Source organism: Polaromonas sp. P1_H6, from assembly GCF_056405195.1.
On the sequence record NZ_JBFUCN010000006.1, the window covers coordinates 77,201 to 93,763 of the forward strand.

The window sequence follows — 16,563 nt, forward strand, 5'->3', positions numbered from 1 at the left end:
TAACACCGGCGCCGCCATATTGCTGTAGGTGAGCGCCTGCTTGCCCGGCCCGCTCAGGCCAGCGCCGTGCGCGCGGCGGCCAGGTCCCAACCCGCCCAGCCGCAGCTTTTAAACAGCACCGGCCCGTCGGGTTTTTTCATGTCCTGGCGTATCACCTCGCCCAGGCTGGCGAAGCGGGCCACGTCCAGGCCGGCCTGTAGCAGGTCGCCGGCTTCATGCTCGGCGTCGGGGGTATCGACCAGCACGCTGCCCTGCGCCGCGACGTACTGGCACAGCGCGGCGCTGAGTTCCACCATGGCCGGCGTGTAGGCGCCGACGGCGCTGATGAAACCGTCGTCGCGCGGAAGGGCGCTGAGCACCACGCCGCCGGCGGGTGTGCAGGTAGCGGCCAGCGGGCAGTCGGCCAGCGCGGCATCGGCGTCGGGCACGACGCGGCCGTTCAGGCCCAGCGACTGCGCATGCTGCGCCAGGGCCTGGGCGCTGGCGTGGCTGCGCGAGCTGATGCGGAAATCGCGCACGCCCAGGCCTTGGGCAAAAGCTTCGAGGTGGGCCACGCCCTGCACGCCGGCGCCGACAATCAGCATGGGCCCGCGCGTGTTGGGCGCCAGCCGCTGGGCGGCCAGCAGCGAGACGGCGGCGGTGCGCCTGGCGGTGACGGTGGGGCCGTCCAGCATCAGCCGGCGCCGGCCGCTGGCCACGTCGAACACCACCACGTCGCCCTGGATGGCGGGCAGGCCAGTGCCGGCATTGGCGGGGGTCAGGGTGATGAGCTTGGCGATCGCGGTGCGGGCATCCAGCGCCGGCATCACGAAGAGGCTGCCGCCGCCGGGCAGGGCCTGAACCACCCGCTGCGGAACCTGCACCGACTCGTCCTTGAGCAGGCGTATGAGTTCGGTGACCAGCAGCGGGTAGGGCAGCCGCGCGGCGGTCTGTCCGGCGTCCAGCGAGGTGGGATACGGGTGGAGCGTCATGCCTGCGATGGTAAGCGGGATGGCCCGGGAAGTGGTGGGTGGCCCGGCGCCTCGGCCGAATGTCACGAAAGGTTTTTATCCTACAGCGCGACGGGCAAGGCGCCGAATGGACTATTGCAATGCCGGCCTAGCATGGTGTAACCCAAGGGAGGTCGCCATGTTCTCTGAACATCTGATGAAATTCGATGAAATGCCTTACAAGACGCTGCTGATGGTGGCGGCGGGCCTGGTGATCCTGTGCCAGCTGGCCGCCATGGCCTTTGTGGCCGATTCGCAGGTCGCCAAGGCCAAGCTGCGTGACGAGCAGCGGCAGGCGGAACTCGCGGCGATCGCGCATTGCATGGAAACCAGCGCGGGCGCCGCGCGCCACAACTGCATCCAGCAGGCTCGCGTCGTCGCCGGCGCTTCGACGCCGCCCGCCGCCGACAGCGTGCCCAGGGAAGCGGCTTTTGCCGAGGCCTCCAGTTCCGCGGGCAGCGTGATGCCGGCCCGCCCGGTGCGTTCGCCGCGGGGCTTTATGGCCGCGTCCTTCGCCGTCCGTTAGGGTTGCCTGTTGTCAGGCCCGCGTAGGGCCGCCGCGGTTAGCATTCACTCACGATGCAACCGTCACGCCCTCTTTCACGGCTTTACCAGCCGCGCAACCCGCTGTTCTGGCTGATGCTCACGCTCAACAGCCTGTCGCCGCTGCTGGCCTGGGTGGTGCACAACCGTCCGCTGAACGCCTGGGCCACGCTGCTGCTCACCGGCTTCGCCGTGGGCAATGCCATCCTCGGCACTTTTTTGCTGTGGCGGCTGCTGCGCGACGAACCTGCCGCGCCCGCGCGGGACGGCAAAACCGGCCCGGACGCTAGCTGACGGTTCCGGCGCCTTTGGCGATGTCATGCGTCGTTGACAAGGCCGTTGCCACGGCCAGCCGCAGCCCGCGCACCGTCTCCTCGAGCGGCAGGCTGGGCGCGCCCTGTTCGGGCAGATAAGGTACATGGATGAAGCCGCCGCGCGTGCGCTTGAAGCCGCGCCTGGTGGCCAGCGCATGCATGAGCGCATAAAACACGTGGTTGCAGACAAAGGTGCCGGCGGTTTGCGACACCTCGGCCGCCACACCCGACGCTTGCAGCGCCTGCAGCATGGCCTTGATGGGCAGGCTGCTGAAATAGGCCGCCGGCCCGCCCGCCACCACTGGCGTGTCGACGGGTTGCGCGCCGAGGTTGTCGGGAATGCGGGCGTCGTTGACGTTGATGGCGATGCGCTCCAGCGAAATCGCGCCGCGCCCGCCGGCCTGGCCGATGCAGATCACCAGCGCCGGCTTGTGCAGCCGAAGCAGCCGTGTGAGTTCATCCATGGAGGCCTGGAACACGGTGGGCAGTTGCGCCGCCACCACGAGGTGTCCGCCTATGCGCTTGCCGCCCAGCGCCTTCACCGCCATCCAGCTGGGATTCAGGGGCAAGCTGCTGTGCCCGGTATCGCCAAAGGGATCGAAGCCGGTCAGCAGGACGCGGGGAAGTGGCGAGGCGGAAGAGGCGGAGGAGGTGGGGGCTGCGGGCATGCGCCATTGTGAAGGCGGCGGCGTTTTGGCTACCATGCCCCCATGAATATCCCCGCACCCGATCCGGACCTTTCCGCGCTGGTCGCCGACCTGACCCGCGCTCGCCTCGAAGCCCAGCCGCTGCCCTGGCCCGCCGCCGTGCCGGCCGATGTGCCGCTGGCCTATGCCACCGCGCTGGCCGTGCGTGCCGCGCGAAGTGGGCAGGGCGACAGCCCGGTGGGCTACAAGGTCGGCTTTACCAACCGGACCATCTGGCCGCGTTATGAGGTCTACGGCCCTATCTGGGGCACGGTGTGGCACAGCAGCCTGGCGCGTGTCGATGCCGCTGGGCCTAACGAAGGCGTGCTGTCGCTCAAGGGCCTGTGCGAGCCGCGCATAGAACCCGAGGTGGTGTTCGGCCTGCGCGAGGCGACGCCGCCCGATTGTTCGGCCGAGCAACTGGTGGCGGCCATTGACTGGGTGGCGCACGGTTATGAAATCGTGCACACGCATTTCCCGGGCTGGAAGTTCAGCGCCGCGCAGGCCGTGGCCGACGGCGGGCTGCATGGCCGGCTGCTGGTGGGCCATCCTGTGAAGCTGGCCGCCGGCACGGCGCCCGAAGCGCTGATGGCATCGCTCACGGGCCTGAAGCTCAAGCTTTACGGCGACGGCGTGCTCAAGGACCAGGGCGTGGGCGCCAATGTGCTGGACGGCCCGGTGCAGGCGCTGCTGCATTTTGTGCGTGAGCTGCGCGCCACGCCGGGCGCACCGGCTTTGCAGGCAGGCGACATCATCACCACCGGTACGCTGACCGATGCCTGGCCGGTGCGGGCAGGGCAGACCTGGCACACCGAGATCGAGGCGTCCGGGTCCGTAGCCGGCGCGCTCAAGGGGCTGGTGGTCCGGTTCGAGTAGCCGGGGCTTTATTTTTTGATCACGGCGCCGGTTTCGCTGTCGAACTTCACGACGCGCACCTGGCCGTTCTGGCCGGGAAAGTCGTCGAACACCGCGCGCACCAGGTAGGGAACCACCAGCGGCAGGTCGCCGCTGCCGCCTTCGTAGACGGCGCGCGATTCAAACACTGTGCGCGGCGGCTTGCCGGGCGGCGTGCCCTTGGTGTCGAGCAGCCGCAGGCGCAGGCTGTTGGTGTACACCGTCATGCTGACCGGCCGGTCGCCCACGTAGCGCGGCCCGAAGGGGTCGGGCACCCAGCCGCCGCCATAGAGGCGGCCCGCGGCGTCGCGGTAGGGCGGCAGGAACACCATGTTGTCCTGGTAGATCGGCTGCATCCAGGTTTTTTCCTCGCTGCGGCTGCTGGCCGCCACGTCGACCTGGAGCCGCCCGACCTGGCCTTCAGCGGCGCGTTTGAGGCCGCGTTTTTCGAGTTCGGCCTGCACATAATTTTCGTAGGTGGCTTGCTCCAGCTGCCGCGTGATGTCCACCGGCGTGATGTAGCTGAAGGTGCTGCCCGCCGCGTCGGCGGGCCACTGGTTGAAGCTGGTCACGCGGGTGGTGATGGGGCTGGCGCAGGCCGTGAGCAGCATCGCCAGCAGCAGCGCCAGGGCCAGGCGCGGCGAGCGGAACAACACGGACAACACGGACAACACGGACAACACGGACAACACGGCGCCGGCGCTGCGCCGCGGGCCTGGGCCTGCGGGCGAGAGGTGGGTCAAAGCGTTCATGGGGGATGGATACACCAGGGTTCAATTTTGTTCCGCCGCGGAACGCCGCTCAAGTAAAGTCGGCGCATGCGCTGACACGCGCCCGGGGCCTGGGATGGGGCCGCGGCGGGCGGGCTCAGGCAAGTATTGCACGGCATAAGGGGGACAGCATGAAATGGGAAGGCAATCGCGAATCCGACAACGTCGAAGACAGGCGTGATGACGGCGGCGGCGGGGGCGGCGGTTTTGGCTTCGGCGGCCGCAGCATAGGCATAGGCACCATCGTGGTGGCGCTGGTCGGCGGCTGGATTTTCGGCATCAACCCGCTGACCATCCTGGGGCTGCTCAGCGGCGGCGCGCCGCCGGCCCAGGTGCAGCAGCAGGGCCCGGCCCACAAGCCGCCGGCCGACGACCGCATGGCCAAATTTGTCTCCACCGTGCTGGCCGACACCGAAGACGTCTGGACCGACGTCTTCGCCAAGGGCGGCGGCACTTACCAGAAACCACGGCTGGTGCTGTTCCGCGGCGCCACGCAGACGGCCTGCGGCCAGGGCCAGGCCGCCATGGGGCCGTTTTACTGCCCGGGCGACCAGAAGGTCTACATCGACCTCGGCTTTTACGAAACCCTGCGCAGCCGCCTGGGCGCGCCCGGCGATTTCGCCCAGGCCTATGTGATCGCGCACGAGGTCGGCCACCACGTGCAGAACCTGCTGGGCATCAGCGCCAAGATGGACCAGATGCGCGGCCGCGTCAGCAAGGCCGAGTACAACGCCCTGAGCGTGCGGCTGGAGCTTCAGGCCGACTGCTTTGCCGGCGTCTGGGCGCACAACGCGCAGAACGCCCGCCAGATCCTGGAGCAGGGCGACGTCGAGGAGGCCATGAACGCGGCCGCCAAAATCGGCGACGACGCCCTGCAGCGCGCCGGCGGCGGCGCGGTGGTGCCCGAAAGCTTCACCCACGGCACCAGCGCCCAGCGCCAGCGCTGGTTCGACACCGGCTTAAAGACCGGCAGCGTCAAGGCCTGCGACACCTTCAGCGCCCGGAGTTTGTAGACTGAATGGCATTAGTCCTTTATTGGCGGGGCTTGTGAGCTATCAAATTCATAGCGAACTGCCGCCGGAACCGGCCTGGGCGGCCGCCCCGGAATAGCCCTGGCGCCCTCAAGGGCCGGCAAAACCGGCCAATTCGCCCAAAGTGCGACAATAGAGGGCTGAGGAAGCTCTGCACAAAGCCTTGCCCCGCGGTCCAGACCGCACGGGACCCGGGCGGTCTGCGGCGTTACCTTTCCCGCCAATGGCTGTGCTGTTGGCTGCAATACGCGCCTTGGCAATCCCATCCCCGACCGCGCGCTACTACCGCAACAGTTACCCGCTAGTGTTAGGCAGAGCTTTCTTATGACATCCTCTTTTTCCAATCTTTCGCTGGCCGAACCGCTGGCCCGCGCCGTCGCCGAAATGGGCTACGAGACCATGACGCCCATCCAGGAACAGGCCATCCCGGTCGTCCTGCAGGGCAAAGACGTCATGGGCGCCGCGCAGACCGGCACCGGCAAGACGGCAGCCTTCGCCTTGCCGCTGCTGCAGCGCATGATGAAGCACGAAAACGCCTCGACCTCGCCCGCGCGCCACCCGGTGCGCGCGCTGGTGCTGCTGCCCACGCGCGAACTTGCCGTGCAGGTGGCCCAGCAGGTCGAGCTGTACGCCAAATACACCAACCTGCGCAGTACCGTGGTGTTCGGCGGCATGGACATGAAGCCGCAGACGGCCGAGCTCAAAAAAGGCGTGGAAGTGCTGGTGGCCACCCCCGGCCGCCTGCTGGACCACATCGAAGCCAAGAACGCGGTGCTCAACCAGGTCGAGTACGTGGTGCTTGACGAGGCCGACCGCATGCTGGACATCGGCTTCCTGCCGGACCTGCAGCGCATCCTGAGCTACCTGCCCAAGCAGCGCATCACCTTGCTGTTCTCAGCCACCTTCTCGCCTGAAATCAAGCGCCTGGCTTCCAGCTACCTGCAGGACCCGGTGACCATCGAAGTGGCGCGTTCCAATGCCACGGCCTCCACGGTCGAGCAGCATTTCTACAGCGTGGGCGCCGACGACAAGCGCCGCGCGCTGCACCAGATCCTCAAAGAACGCGGCATGAAGCAGGCCTTCGTGTTCGTCAACAGCAAACTGGGCTGCGCGCGCCTGGCCCGCTCACTGGAGCGTGAGGGCCTCAAAACCACCGCGCTGCACGGCGACAAGAGCCAGGATGAGCGCCTGAAGGCGCTGGAAGCCTTCAAGAAGGGCGAAGTCGACCTGCTGGTCTGTACCGACGTGGCCGCGCGCGGCCTCGACATCAAGGACGTGCCGGCGGTGTTCAACTTCGACGTGCCCTTCAATGCGGAAGACTATGTGCACCGCATCGGCCGCACCGGCCGTGCCGGCGCTTCCGGCCTGGCCGTGAGCTTTGTCGCCGCCAGCGACCAGCGCCTGGTCGCCGACATCGAGAAACTGATCAAGACCAAGATCGAGCTCGAGCCCATCGAGTTCGAGGAAGACCGCCCGCGCATCAGCGAGCAGGGCCGCATCAACGACGGCCGCCGCATGTACCGCGAAGCTGAAGACGGCGGCAGCCCGCGCGAGGCACGCCAGCCGCGCGAGCGCCGTGAATACACGCCGCACCGCCAGCCGGCCGCGCAGCGCGACCCCTTCTTCGACCAGCCCTACGAATCCACAGCCGCGCCCGAAGCCCAGCCCGCCTGGGAAGCCGCTTCCAAGGCCGCTCCCGCGCGCAGCAGCGTGTCGGCCAACATCAAGCCCAAGAAAAAGGTCGCGGCGCTGTTCAAGAACCAGTCCACGGTCTAAACCGCCGGTTAAAAAACCACCGTCGGTTCACGCCTACGGCTGGTAGCGGGGCTGTCCGGTGCGGGGCGCGCACCCCGGCTTCTACGCTGTCTCCATGATGGCGAAATCCAATCCGAACCTGACGCCGCCACCCCAGCCTCCACGTTCAGCGGCTTTCGGGCTTCCCGCGCCTTTCCACCCCTTCCTGAGACTCTTTCGCTCCTTGAGGCGCGCCGTCGACCACTGGATTGACGCTGGCGGCATGCGCATGAGCGCGGCCATGTCTTTCTACGGCATCCTGAGTCTGGCGCCGCTGCTGGTCCTGCTGGTCGCCGTGCTGGGCTGGTGGCTGGACCGCGCCTACCTCGAAACCAGCCTCGTCGACCAGATCCGCAGCGTCATCGGCGCGCAGGGCGCCCAGGTGGTGCAGCAGGCGCTGTCCAGCGCGCAGGCGCCGTCGGAGGGCATCACGGCCTCGCTGCTGGCGTTTGCGCTGCTGCTGTTCGGCGCCACCGGCGTCTTCGCGGAACTGCAGGACGCGTTTGAGCGGTTGTGGCGGCAAGGCAGCGGTGAAATGCCGCAGCAGAAGTGGTGGCACGGTGCTTCGGTGCGCCTGCGCGGGGTGGCCTACATCCTGGCCTTCGGTTTCCTGTTGCTGGTGTCGCTGGCGATCTCGACCTTCCTGGGCCTTCTCTCGGGCTGGGCCGGCAGCTACCTGCCCATCGAAAAAGTCGCCTGGGTCCTCAATGAGGTCGTGTCGTTCGGTTTTTGTGTGCTGCTCTTCGTGGCGCTCATGAGAATCAGCGTGGGCCCCAAGCCTTCTTTACGCTATCTGGTGATGGGTGCCGCCGCGGGGGCCATCCTGTTTGCGGTCGGCAAGCACCTGATGGCTTTTTACCTCTCCACCGCGGCCGTGGTGTCGGCGTATGGCGCGGCGGGCTCGCTGGTGGTGATCCTGATGTGGATCTACTTTTCGTCGGCCGTGCTGCTGCTGTCCGCCAGCGTGGCGCGCGCCTGGGCCGACGAAGCGCGTGAGCCGCAGCAGGTTTCAGCCTGACTTGCCGGCCTTGTCTTTCTTGCCGGGTTTTTGCGCCTGCTCGCAGGGCACGGCGATCAGTTCAAAGCTGCCGGCCTGCGCCCCCAGTTTGGCCGCCGTGAGGCAGCCGCCCCAGACGCAGCCGGTGTCCAGCGGCAGGGTGTTTTGATGCAAGCGCGGCGTGCCGCCTTCCTTGGCCAGCGTGGACCAGTGGCCGAAGGCCAGCGGCGTGCCGGCGGTCTGGCGCCCCGGCACGTCAAACCACGGCAGGTAGCCGGCAGGCGCGTCGTCTGCGCCTTCGGTGCTGCCGAACTCCATCACCCCTTCGGGCGTGCAAAAGCGCAGGCGCGTGAGCGCGTTGACCACCACACGCAGCCGGTCGGCGCCCTGCAGGCCGTCGTGCCAGTGGTCCGGCGTATTGCCGTACATGGCGCTGAAGAACTCCTTGAGATTGCTGCTTCGCAGTACCTGTTCGACTTCGGACGCCAGCGCCATGGTTTGCGCCACCGTCCACTGCGGCAGCACACCCGCATGCACCATCAGCCAGCCGTGGCGGTGCAAGGCCATGGCGCGGTGGCGCAGCCAGTCCAGCAGCGTCTCGCTGTCTTCGGCCTGCAGGATGTCCTGCACGGTGTCCTTGCGGCCCGGGGGGCGCGCGCCCTGCCACAGGGCCAGCAGGTGCAGGTCGTGGTTGCCCAGCAGGCACTGCGCCGCATCGCCCAGGGCCGACAGGCGGCGCAGCACCTTGAGCGAGTCGGGGCCGCGGTTGACCAGGTCGCCGAGGACGTAGAGGGTGTCGCGGCTGGGCGAGAAATCCATCTTGTCCAGCAGCCGCCCCAGGGGTGCGTCGCAACCCTGAAGGTCGCCGATACAGTACATTGACATGTGTTTATTTTGCGCTAGGAGTCTGGGCGGCAGAAGCCGTCGAAGCGAAACGCGCGAAAAACGAGGACAGCGCGGTGATACCGACAAGCCCATAGCCCGACTATGGGCGCAGGCGGTAGCGCCGCGATGGACCGTTTTCTCGCGCGTTGCAGCCGACGGATTCCTGCCGCCCAGACTCCTAATCTATGGACTTTTTGCTGATTGCTTTTTTGACGCTGCTCAACGGCGTGTTTGCCATGTCGGAAATGGCCCTCGCCTCCAGCCGCAAGGCCAGGCTCACGGCCATGGGGGAGTCCGGCGACAAGGGCGCGCAGTCCGCGCTGGGCCTGCTGGACAACCCCACGCAGTTTCTCTCATCGGTGCAGGTGGGCATCACCTCCATCGGCATGCTCAACGGCATCATTGGCGAGGCGGCCTTCAGCAGTGGCCTGGCCACCTGGATCCAGACCTTCGGCGTGCGGCCGCGCGTCTCCGAGATCACCGCCACCGCGCTGGTGGTGACCATCATCACCTTCATCACCATCGTCTTCGGCGAGCTGGTGCCCAAGCGCATAGGCCAGCTGTACCCCGAAACCGTCGCGCGCCTGGTGTCGCGGCCCATGATGTGGGTGGCCACCGGCTTCAAGCCCTTTGTGCGGCTGCTGTCCATCAGCACGCAGGCGGTGCTCAAGCTGCTGCGCATCGACAACACGGCCGGCCGGGCCGTGACCGAGGAGGAAATCGCCGCCAGCCTGGAAGAGGGCGTGGACGCCGGCCTGATTGAAGAGCACGAGCACCAGATGGTGCAGAACGTATTCCTGCTCGACGACCGGCTGCTCACCTCGCTGATGCTGCCGCGCTCCGATATCGAATGGCTGGACGCCTCCGACACCGTGGCCCAGGCCATAGCCAAGGCCGGCGCCACCGGGCATTCCTGGTACCCGGTGTGCCGCGGCGGCCTCGACGACGTGGTGGGCGTGGTCAACGTGGCCAAACTGCTCGCGCTGCGCGGCCAGATCCAGCCTGTCGCGCCAGGCCCGGGCCAGAGCCCGGGCGCCGTGCCGTCGGTGGCGGACCGCATAGGCGCTTATGCGGTGCCGGCGGTGTTCGTGCCGGAAACGCTGACCGGCATGGAGTTGCTCGAACAGTTTCGCGCGCGCTCCACCCGCATCGTGTTTGTGGTCGATGAATACGGCGTGGTGCAGGGCCTGATGACGCCCATGGACATGCTGGAGGCCATCACCGGCGAGTTGCAGCCCGGCGCCCAGGTCGACGCCTGGGCCACCGAACGCGAGGACGGCAGCTGGCTGATCGACGGCGTCATGCCCGTCGCCGAACTCAAGGCCAGGCTGGACATCAAGGAACTGCCCGAAGAAGGTAAGGGCCGCTACAACACGGTGGCCGGCCTGCTGCAAAGCGTCTCGGGCCGGTTGCTCAAAACCGCGGAAGCCGTCGAGTGCGCGGGCTGGCGTTTTGAGGTGCTGGACCTGGACGGCAAGCGCATCGACAAGGTGCTGGCCAGCCCGGCGCCTGCATCTGTCGAGTCGTAATGACTCGTTCTTTATCCTGTGGCGATTTCGAGACTTTTACGGGCCGTTATGTGAATTAAGTCGTGTTTTAAGGCCTTCGATTTACAGATGAGACGCCGCAACAACACCGTTATACGTAAATGGTTGTAACTTGAAGGTCCTGTGTTTTAAACTGAAAAAAAGTTTAAGGCACCCATGTTTGATGTTTTTGTGTTGGCGCTGACGGCCACGGCCGTGTCGGGGATGGCGACGGGAGCGGCCTGCCACCATGGCTGGCTGGCGCGCGCCGCGCGCAAGAAGCGCCGCATTCCCGCGCAATGGCACCTGCAGGTACGGCCGCTGCTGCTCGAGGCCGAGCAGGAAGTCTGGCACTGGCTGCAGCGCGCGTTTTTCGACCACCACGTGGTGGTCAAGGTCCCCGTCATCCGTTTTGTCTCGCCGCGCAACGAAGCCGAAGGCCAGCGCTCCTACGAACTGCTCAAGAACGTGTACTGCAGCTTCACGGTCTGCGCCGCCGACGGCACCGTCATCGGCTGCCTCGACGTGCCCGGCCCGCAGGGCCTGAGGGCCAGCAACCGCGACCTCAAGCGCAAACTGTTCGCCGAATGCGGCATCGCCTACGCCGTGGTGCGCGCCAGCAACCTGCCGACGCTGGAGGACGTGCGTGCCGCCTTCCTCGGTGAAATCGACCTGTCGGACGATGAGCCGTCCTTCCCGGCCGTGCTCGGCGAGCCGCCCATGGCCTTGCCGGGGGACGCGGAAGCCGACGCCCTGGCCACCGTGCCCGACACCATGCGCGCGGCCGACGGCGGCGCCCTGGTCGCCGATGCGCAGCAGGCGCACCAGGCGGAACATGTCGACATGACCGCCATGGCCGCGGCCCGCAGCAGCCTGCGGGCCAAGCTGGAGCGCAACCGCAAGATCCGCTTCACCAACTTCGACCCGCTCAGCACCGGCTCCGGCATCGTGCACGACGAGGCCGACAACCAGTTCGCGGTCCCCTGGGAAGACTCCTTCATCACGCCCGACGATCAGCCGCAAGACGGCGCCCAGTCTTAGGCGCCTGCCGCGGGTCAGGGGTAGTAGAGCTGCTCCAGCCGTGCCGCTTCCAGGTAGATCGACGGCAGGCTGATGTTGCGGGCGCGCAGCGCGGCGGCACGCACGGCCACGCTGTAGCGTACGTCCTGGCTGGCCGGCGGCGCCTGGCTGGCGGGTTTTGCTTTTAGCCAGCTTAGTGCGTCTGCCGCGGCGGTTTCTCCCATGGATTTGGCCGACGGCGCCACGCTGAGCCCGCCGCCTTGCTGCACGTAGCCGATGTCGGTGCCTAGCGGCAGCGGCGCCGCGTGGGCTTCCATCCAGCGTATGAGTTCGGCTTCCGGCACGGCGCCGGCCGCGCCGGGCCCGGCCGGCAGCTTGCCGTGGGACAGCATCAGCACCACGTCGGCCTTGCCCTCCATGCCCTTGACGGCCGCCTGCCAGGCGGCGAAGTCGGCCGGCGTGTGGACGCTCGCCACGCTGTGCGGCGCCCAGTCGAAGGCTTCAAGCTGCTTGACCCGCCCCTTGCCCGTGGGGCTCGCGTCGCTCAGCACCGCCAGCCGCACGGGCTGGCCTTTCCTGACGTATTGCAGCAGGTCGCGGATGGCCGCCAGCGGCAGGCTTTCGGCCACGCCGGTGACGTTGGCTGCGCCCGCGTAGCCGTATTCCGCGGGCTCATGGTCTATGGCGGCAAACACCACCTTGGGGCGGGCCTTGCCGGCAAAGCGGCGCATCACGTATTCCTGGGCCTCGTCGTCCACGGCGATCACAACGTCGGGGTCGAACTGCGCGATGGTGCGCAGGCCTTCCGTGGCCGCGTCCTGGCGGTGGTCTTCGTCGGGCAGGGTGTCTATGCCCAGGTAGTGCCAGCGCACCGTCATCGGCTGCCGGTTCCTGTCCAGGGCCTGGCGTATGCCTTCGTCCATCTTGCCGACGGTGGTGGAGCTGCGCTCCGAGCTGTGCAGCACCAGGATGCGCGGCTTGGACAGGTTGAACAGGCCCAGCAGCAGCAGCGCGGCCAGCAGCGCCGCGGCCGTGAGGGCGGCCAGCGTTCCGCTCTTCATACCAGTCCCAGCCATTCCCAGTAGGGAATCGAAAGATAGGCCGCCAGCAGGCGCGCGAGGTTCATCCAGTGGTTATAGCGCAGGAAATCCGAGTGTTTGTAATAGCGGTCCAGCCCGCTGCCCTGCACCTGGAGGTACTGCGAGCTCTGGTAGGGCAGGAACCAGATGTCGCTGAACATGGCGGTCAGGAAGACCACCACCCAGGGGTTGATGAACTGCGCCTGCCCGATGGGAATCAGGATCACCGCGGCGACGATCATGCCCGCGGTGATCGGCAGCACCAGGCGCAGCAGCAGCGTGACCACCAGCGCCACGGGGATGAACCAGGCCATCCTGCCGCCGACAAAATCGAACAGGCCGCCGGCCGAGTGGGCCAGCGCCGTGTCCAGGCCCAGGTAGCTGATGGCGCGGCTCAGGCCGTCCAGGCTGAGCAGGAAAAAAATCATGGGCCAGTCGATCTTCTGCTGGAAGTCTTTCTTGCTCAGCAAGCCCATCAGCAGCAAGCCGGCCAGCAAAAATGCGGCCAGCCAGGCCGGCGAGATCTGGTGCCAGCCGGCGCTGCCGGCCCCCACCAGGAAGAACAGGAAGCCGGCCAGGGCGGCTTGTTCGGGCTTGGTGATGGGGCCCAGCAAATCCAGCTGGCGCTTGAGCCTTTCCTTGGGCAGGGCGGCCTGTGCCGTGCGGCCGAAACACAGGCGCACCACCAGCAGGTGCGCGGCGGTGACGGTCAGCGCGGCCACGCCGGCCGCCGCAAACCAGAACAGGCCCTGGAACTGGTCCTGCAGTTGCAGGGGCAGCATGCCGAAGGCCGTCAGGTTGGAGGACTTGCTGGTCAGCAGCATGGGTGAAAACAGCATGGCGCCCGAGAAGGTCGCGGCCATCAGCGCCGTCGCCGACTTGCCCTGCGCCGGCAAATTCAGGCCGTCGATCATGTCGCGGTAGAAAGGCAGCACCAGCGACAGCCGGGCATTGCCCGAGGGCATGATGGGCGAGAGCAGGTAGCCCGACAGCAGCAGCGCCGCCTGGTGCCAGAAGGGCGTGTCGGGCAGCTTGACCAGCAGCCACAGCATGAAGCGGTAGCTCAGGCCCGAGGCCGAGATCACCGCCGCCAGCGCATACACCCCGACCAGCGTCGTGAGCGTGCGCGACGAGAAGCCGGCCAGCGCGACCTCGGAGGGCACCAGGCCCACGATCAGCACCGCGGTGATGGCCACCAGCGGCGGCACGAACTCGTCGGCCAGGTTGAACAGCCACATCAGCACCGTGGCCGACAGGATGGCCAGGAACAGCGAGGCCTCCACCACCAGCCCGCCCATGCCGGAGAGGAAATAGATCGCGGGTGGAACGCCGATGACGGCCAGCCAGCCGGCCAGCTCGCGCGTCGAGATCGGCTTCGGTGTTTTGGGGGCGGCAGGCCTGGCCGGCTTGAGGAAGTTCTCGCCGCCCACATAGCCCATCAGCGCCAGCAGGGCGCGGCTGCGCAGCGACGGTGACTTGTCGGCGAGTTCCGCCAGCGCTTCGCGCGTGAGCTGCAAGGCCTTGACCGGCGCGGTGGCGCTCACGCTGCACAGGTAGTTCGCCGTGTCACCGGCGGCTTCCTCGCCGCAGCGCATGCCGGCCAGGGCCAGCGTGCGGCCGCCCGGCGTGCTCAGCTGCAATGCGCCGGCCTGGAGCAGATACAGGCAGCGGGCCGGCGTGCCGTGTTCATACAGCGTCTCGCCCGCAGCGAACTCCACCCAGTGCAGGCTGGCCAGAAGCCGCGCCAGCTGGCTGCCCGACAGGTCGGCAAACAGCGGGTCCTGGCGCAGCAAGGCCAGGGCGTCGGAATCAGGGGTGGCGGAAAGCGGCATGGATTCGCGGGCCTAGCACGCGGCGCTGGGGTGAATCCGGAGGGACGTTTGCATCGGCGTTCCTGGCCTGTTTTTTAATTGAGCTGCCGGCACCCTGTTGAGGGGGAGCCGGCGCATTTTGAGCGCCATTACATCATTGTTTCGGCGACACCGGCAGCTTGGAAACCCGTAGCGTTTTGAGCCGCCGGGGTGTCTGCCCGGCTTCTGTCAGTTGGCCTTGGCGGTGTCAAAAAGCGTTTTCATTTCCGGGGGCATGGCCGCGAACAACGGCTTGCCGCCGGGTTTGGCCGGCTTTAAAAACCACTGCTCGTACCAGCCCTGGGCAGCGCCGCTGCGCATGGATTCCTTGATGGAGGCATTGACCAGCTCGCCCATGGCGGCGTCGCCCTTGCGGTAGCCGATGGCGATGGTTTCCACCGACAGGCGCTCCGGCAGGATGGTGTAGTTGCCCGCGTCCGGCAGGCTCGCAAGCTGCGCCGCCAGCATCACGCCGTCGCGCGCATAACCGGCCGCCCAGCCCAGTTGCAACTGCCCCAGCGCCGCATCGGGATTCACGGCCTTGGCGTGTTGCCACTGCAGCGCGTGCGACTGCGCATAGCGGTCAAGGGCCGGCACGACGGTGCTGCCGTCAATGCCGACGATGCTTTTGCCCTTCAGCTGTTCCAGCGTGCTGACCATGTCCTTGTTGCGCACGGCCACTTGGATGGCGTCGACAAAAATCGGCGTGGAAAATTCCATGCGCGCGCGGCGATCCGGCGTGTCGGTCACGTTCTCGCAGAGCAGGTCCACGCTGCCTTCGGACAGCAGGCGGACGCGGGCGTCCACTTCGGTGGCGATGTAGCGCACCGGCAGGTTCTTGTTGCCGGCGGCCTGGCGCAGGCGCTCGATCATGGGTTTGCAGAACTCGATGCTGTAGCCCAGCGGTTTTTCCGGCGTCTGGTGATACGAGAAGGGCGCCGCCAGCGCGCGGTAGCCGATGTTGATCTGGCCGCGGCTCTTGATTTTTTCCAGCGTGGCCTGGGCCTCGGCCCATTGCGGCATCGCGACGGCCAGCAGGGCCAGGGCGGCCGGCAACCACCGGAGTTGGATCGAGCTGGAGCTGGGACTGGAGCGAAGCAGAAATACTGTCTTCATAAGAACCCCCCGTTGTTCGGACCTGTCCAGCTGATTCTTAGTGAAAAGCCCTCAATACGCAACGTCGCCAGGGCAGGGCTTCCCCGGTACGACCAAGGTACTCATTGTGGGCGGCCGGCGCTTCCCGCGGGCATGAAAAAAGCCCCTGTTCCTTGCGAAACAGGGGCTTTGAAGGGGCCGGGCTGCGCTGCGCCCGTGGTTCAGCGCACCACGCAGTCGATGGCGGCCGCCTTGTTGCCGCCGGTCGCACCGTTGCCAGTGCTTGGGCCCTGGAAGCTCACAGGCAGCGGGAGCATAAGAGGCGGCGTTCTGGGTAAGAGGGCTGGCGGCTGCGTTATCGTGGGCGTGAAACCAAACTGGCCGGGCGCGAAACTGGTGGTGCCGCCTTGGTTGCTCAGGTTGACCAGGCCGTCTATCACGTGCACATACAACCCCGGTGCCAGCGCGGGAGAGGGGGAGGACCGGGGGATGCCCAGTGGCGCGGGCTGCGCCAGGGCTGCGGTGGAGACCAGTGCGGCCAGCAAGGCCAGGCAACTTGAAATGAATTTTTTCATGGGATTTCCTGCTGTGTTGGGGTTGTGGAGGCGGCTCAGGCGGCTCAAGGCTGCCTGAGGGAAACCTCCATGCTGGCGCTGCCCTGCAGCTTGCCCGCGGGGGTGGTGATCACGGCGGCGTCGGGGCTGCGTTTTCCCAGCGCGCCGGCCGTGCTGCTGAAGCCGCCTTGCGTCAATTCCAGCTCTACCTTGTCGAGCTCGGGTTTGCCGGCGTCGTAGCTGTAGCGCGTCAGCACCAGCAGGGACTCGGGCTGCAGCACCATCGCCGCGCCGTCCACAAACTCCAGGCGGGCGAAGGCGTTGCGCCCGGTGGTGACGCTATCGCCCTGGCGCAGCGGCGAGTTTTCGGCCAGCACCCGGCTGCGGCCCTCTGCGCTTTTGGCCACCATCAGGCCGGATACTTTGGTGACGGTGCCGACCACCTGCGCCTGCGCAAGTGGGGCCAGCAACAGCAGCGCGATCGCCATCGCACATGCGGGAAGCAGGGGAGTGAAAAATGTTGGCAGCTTCATGTC

At 67.1% G+C, this 16,563-nt stretch carries 17 protein-coding genes; 8 read left to right on the top strand and 9 right to left on the bottom strand.

The window, feature by feature from the left end; genetic code table 11:
• Positions 1-53 precede the first annotated feature (53 nt).
• A complete protein-coding gene (locus AC1D1F_RS07430; RefSeq protein ID WP_477676522.1) occupies positions 54-971 on the bottom strand; it encodes a delta(1)-pyrroline-2-carboxylate reductase family protein in 918 nt (305 codons plus the stop codon).
• A gap of 157 nt (positions 972-1,128) precedes the next feature.
• Here AC1D1F_RS07430 and AC1D1F_RS07435 point away from each other — a divergent pair, with 157 nt between their 5' ends.
• Together AC1D1F_RS07435 and AC1D1F_RS07440 are read left to right on the top strand one after the other, a co-directional pair.
• Positions 1,129-1,515, top strand: a complete 387-nt coding sequence (locus AC1D1F_RS07435) for a hypothetical protein (protein WP_477676521.1) — start codon at positions 1,129-1,131, stop codon at positions 1,513-1,515.
• Positions 1,516-1,568: 53 nt separating this feature from the next.
• Complete coding sequence (locus AC1D1F_RS07440; protein WP_477676520.1) at positions 1,569-1,826, top strand: hypothetical protein; 258 nt, start codon at positions 1,569-1,571, stop codon at positions 1,824-1,826.
• On the opposite strand, the gene pcp is transcribed toward AC1D1F_RS07440, so the two are convergent.
• Positions 1,819-2,514 (bottom strand): pyroglutamyl-peptidase I, encoded by a 696-nt coding sequence (gene pcp / locus AC1D1F_RS07445; protein WP_477676519.1) that lies wholly within the window; start codon positions 2,512-2,514, stop codon positions 1,819-1,821. The two genes, AC1D1F_RS07440 and pcp, sit on opposite strands and share 8 nt — an antisense overlap.
• A gap of 42 nt (positions 2,515-2,556) precedes the next feature.
• Between pcp and AC1D1F_RS07450 the strand changes: the two genes are divergently transcribed.
• The gene (locus AC1D1F_RS07450) at positions 2,557-3,408 is read left to right on the top strand and encodes a 2-keto-4-pentenoate hydratase (RefSeq protein ID WP_477676518.1); all 852 of its coding nucleotides are present in this window, start codon (positions 2,557-2,559) and stop codon (positions 3,406-3,408) included.
• Between the two features lie 8 nt (positions 3,409-3,416).
• On the opposite strand, the gene AC1D1F_RS07455 is transcribed toward AC1D1F_RS07450, so the two are convergent.
• Entirely contained in the window at positions 3,417-4,178 is a 762-nt protein-coding gene (locus AC1D1F_RS07455; RefSeq protein WP_477676517.1) for a DUF4136 domain-containing protein, read from the bottom strand.
• A 149-nt stretch (positions 4,179-4,327) separates the two neighbouring features.
• Here AC1D1F_RS07455 and ypfJ point away from each other — a divergent pair, with 149 nt between their 5' ends.
• The 3 genes from ypfJ (at position 4,328) to AC1D1F_RS07470 (ending at position 8,039) form a co-directional block, all read left to right on the top strand.
• The gene (gene ypfJ, locus AC1D1F_RS07460) at positions 4,328-5,209 is read left to right on the top strand and encodes a KPN_02809 family neutral zinc metallopeptidase (protein WP_477676516.1); all 882 of its coding nucleotides are present in this window, start codon (positions 4,328-4,330) and stop codon (positions 5,207-5,209) included.
• Positions 5,210-5,551: 342 nt separating this feature from the next.
• Complete coding sequence (locus tag AC1D1F_RS07465) at positions 5,552-7,003, top strand: DEAD/DEAH box helicase (RefSeq protein ID WP_477653386.1); 1,452 nt, start codon at positions 5,552-5,554, stop codon at positions 7,001-7,003.
• Between the two features lie 97 nt (positions 7,004-7,100).
• Positions 7,101-8,039 (top strand): YihY/virulence factor BrkB family protein, encoded by a 939-nt coding sequence (locus AC1D1F_RS07470; protein WP_477696538.1) that lies wholly within the window; start codon positions 7,101-7,103, stop codon positions 8,037-8,039.
• On the opposite strand, the gene AC1D1F_RS07475 is transcribed toward AC1D1F_RS07470, so the two are convergent.
• Positions 8,031-8,903, bottom strand: coding sequence for a symmetrical bis(5'-nucleosyl)-tetraphosphatase (locus tag AC1D1F_RS07475; RefSeq protein WP_477676515.1), 873 nt, complete (start codon positions 8,901-8,903; stop codon positions 8,031-8,033). The genes AC1D1F_RS07470 and AC1D1F_RS07475 overlap by 9 nt on opposite strands.
• Positions 8,904-9,088: 185 nt before the next feature.
• Here AC1D1F_RS07475 and AC1D1F_RS07480 point away from each other — a divergent pair, with 185 nt between their 5' ends.
• The gene (locus tag AC1D1F_RS07480; protein ID WP_477676514.1) at positions 9,089-10,432 is read left to right on the top strand and encodes a hemolysin family protein; all 1,344 of its coding nucleotides are present in this window, start codon (positions 9,089-9,091) and stop codon (positions 10,430-10,432) included.
• Between the two features lie 174 nt (positions 10,433-10,606).
• Positions 10,607-11,470 carry a DUF2726 domain-containing protein gene (locus tag AC1D1F_RS07485; protein ID WP_477696519.1) on the top strand — a complete coding sequence of 288 codons (864 nt, stop codon included), beginning with the start codon at positions 10,607-10,609 and terminating at the stop codon, positions 11,468-11,470.
• Between the two features lie 14 nt (positions 11,471-11,484).
• Here the strand turns inward: AC1D1F_RS07485 and AC1D1F_RS07490 are convergent, their stop codons facing one another.
• The 5 genes from AC1D1F_RS07490 to AC1D1F_RS07510 all read right to left on the bottom strand — a co-directional run bounded on the left by AC1D1F_RS07490 (position 11,485) and on the right by AC1D1F_RS07510 (position 16,560).
• A complete protein-coding gene (locus tag AC1D1F_RS07490) occupies positions 11,485-12,510 on the bottom strand; it encodes an ABC transporter substrate-binding protein (protein ID WP_477696518.1) in 1,026 nt (341 codons plus the stop codon).
• A complete protein-coding gene (locus AC1D1F_RS07495) occupies positions 12,507-14,360 on the bottom strand; it encodes an SLC13 family permease (protein ID WP_477678259.1) in 1,854 nt (617 codons plus the stop codon). The genes AC1D1F_RS07490 and AC1D1F_RS07495 overlap by 4 nt, the downstream gene beginning before the upstream one ends.
• A gap of 207 nt (positions 14,361-14,567) precedes the next feature.
• On the bottom strand, positions 14,568-15,494 hold the full coding sequence (locus AC1D1F_RS07500; protein WP_477678260.1) for a transporter substrate-binding domain-containing protein: 927 nt from the start codon (positions 15,492-15,494) through the stop codon (positions 14,568-14,570).
• 200 nt (positions 15,495-15,694) lie between these two features.
• Entirely contained in the window at positions 15,695-16,048 is a 354-nt protein-coding gene (locus tag AC1D1F_RS07505; protein WP_477678261.1) for a hypothetical protein, read from the bottom strand.
• 44 nt (positions 16,049-16,092) lie between these two features.
• On the bottom strand, positions 16,093-16,560 hold the full coding sequence (locus AC1D1F_RS07510; protein WP_477678262.1) for a FecR family protein: 468 nt from the start codon (positions 16,558-16,560) through the stop codon (positions 16,093-16,095).
• Between the last annotated feature and the right edge of the window lie 3 nt (positions 16,561-16,563).

What these genes read in the sequence shown, in the direction of transcription:
- AC1D1F_RS07480 (WP_477676514.1), top strand. Translation starts at nt 9,089, where the DNA reads ATGGACTTTTTGCTGATTGCTTTTTTGACGCTGCTCAACGGCGTGTTT.
- AC1D1F_RS07450 (WP_477676518.1), top strand. Translation starts at nt 2,557, where the DNA reads ATGAATATCCCCGCACCCGATCCGGACCTTTCCGCGCTGGTCGCCGAC.
- AC1D1F_RS07510 (WP_477678262.1), bottom strand. Translation starts at nt 16,560, where the DNA reads ATGAAGCTGCCAACATTTTTCACTCCCCTGCTTCCCGCATGTGCGATG.
- AC1D1F_RS07455 (WP_477676517.1), bottom strand. Translation starts at nt 4,178, where the DNA reads ATGAACGCTTTGACCCACCTCTCGCCCGCAGGCCCAGGCCCGCGGCGC.
- AC1D1F_RS07505 (WP_477678261.1), bottom strand. Translation starts at nt 16,048, where the DNA reads ATGAAAAAATTCATTTCAAGTTGCCTGGCCTTGCTGGCCGCACTGGTC.
- AC1D1F_RS07490 (WP_477696518.1), bottom strand. Translation starts at nt 12,510, where the DNA reads ATGAAGAGCGGAACGCTGGCCGCCCTCACGGCCGCGGCGCTGCTGGCC.
- pcp (WP_477676519.1), bottom strand. Translation starts at nt 2,514, where the DNA reads ATGCCCGCAGCCCCCACCTCCTCCGCCTCTTCCGCCTCGCCACTTCCC.
- ypfJ (WP_477676516.1), top strand. Translation starts at nt 4,328, where the DNA reads ATGAAATGGGAAGGCAATCGCGAATCCGACAACGTCGAAGACAGGCGT.
- AC1D1F_RS07495 (WP_477678259.1), bottom strand. Translation starts at nt 14,360, where the DNA reads ATGCCGCTTTCCGCCACCCCTGATTCCGACGCCCTGGCCTTGCTGCGC.
- AC1D1F_RS07430 (WP_477676522.1), bottom strand. Translation starts at nt 971, where the DNA reads ATGACGCTCCACCCGTATCCCACCTCGCTGGACGCCGGACAGACCGCC.
- AC1D1F_RS07475 (WP_477676515.1), bottom strand. Translation starts at nt 8,903, where the DNA reads ATGTCAATGTACTGTATCGGCGACCTTCAGGGTTGCGACGCACCCCTG.
- AC1D1F_RS07470 (WP_477696538.1), top strand. Translation starts at nt 7,101, where the DNA reads ATGGCGAAATCCAATCCGAACCTGACGCCGCCACCCCAGCCTCCACGT.
- AC1D1F_RS07500 (WP_477678260.1), bottom strand. Translation starts at nt 15,494, where the DNA reads ATGAAGACAGTATTTCTGCTTCGCTCCAGTCCCAGCTCCAGCTCGATC.
- AC1D1F_RS07435 (WP_477676521.1), top strand. Translation starts at nt 1,129, where the DNA reads ATGTTCTCTGAACATCTGATGAAATTCGATGAAATGCCTTACAAGACG.
- AC1D1F_RS07485 (WP_477696519.1), top strand. Translation starts at nt 10,607, where the DNA reads ATGTTTGATGTTTTTGTGTTGGCGCTGACGGCCACGGCCGTGTCGGGG.
- AC1D1F_RS07440 (WP_477676520.1), top strand. Translation starts at nt 1,569, where the DNA reads ATGCAACCGTCACGCCCTCTTTCACGGCTTTACCAGCCGCGCAACCCG.
- AC1D1F_RS07465 (WP_477653386.1), top strand. Translation starts at nt 5,552, where the DNA reads ATGACATCCTCTTTTTCCAATCTTTCGCTGGCCGAACCGCTGGCCCGC.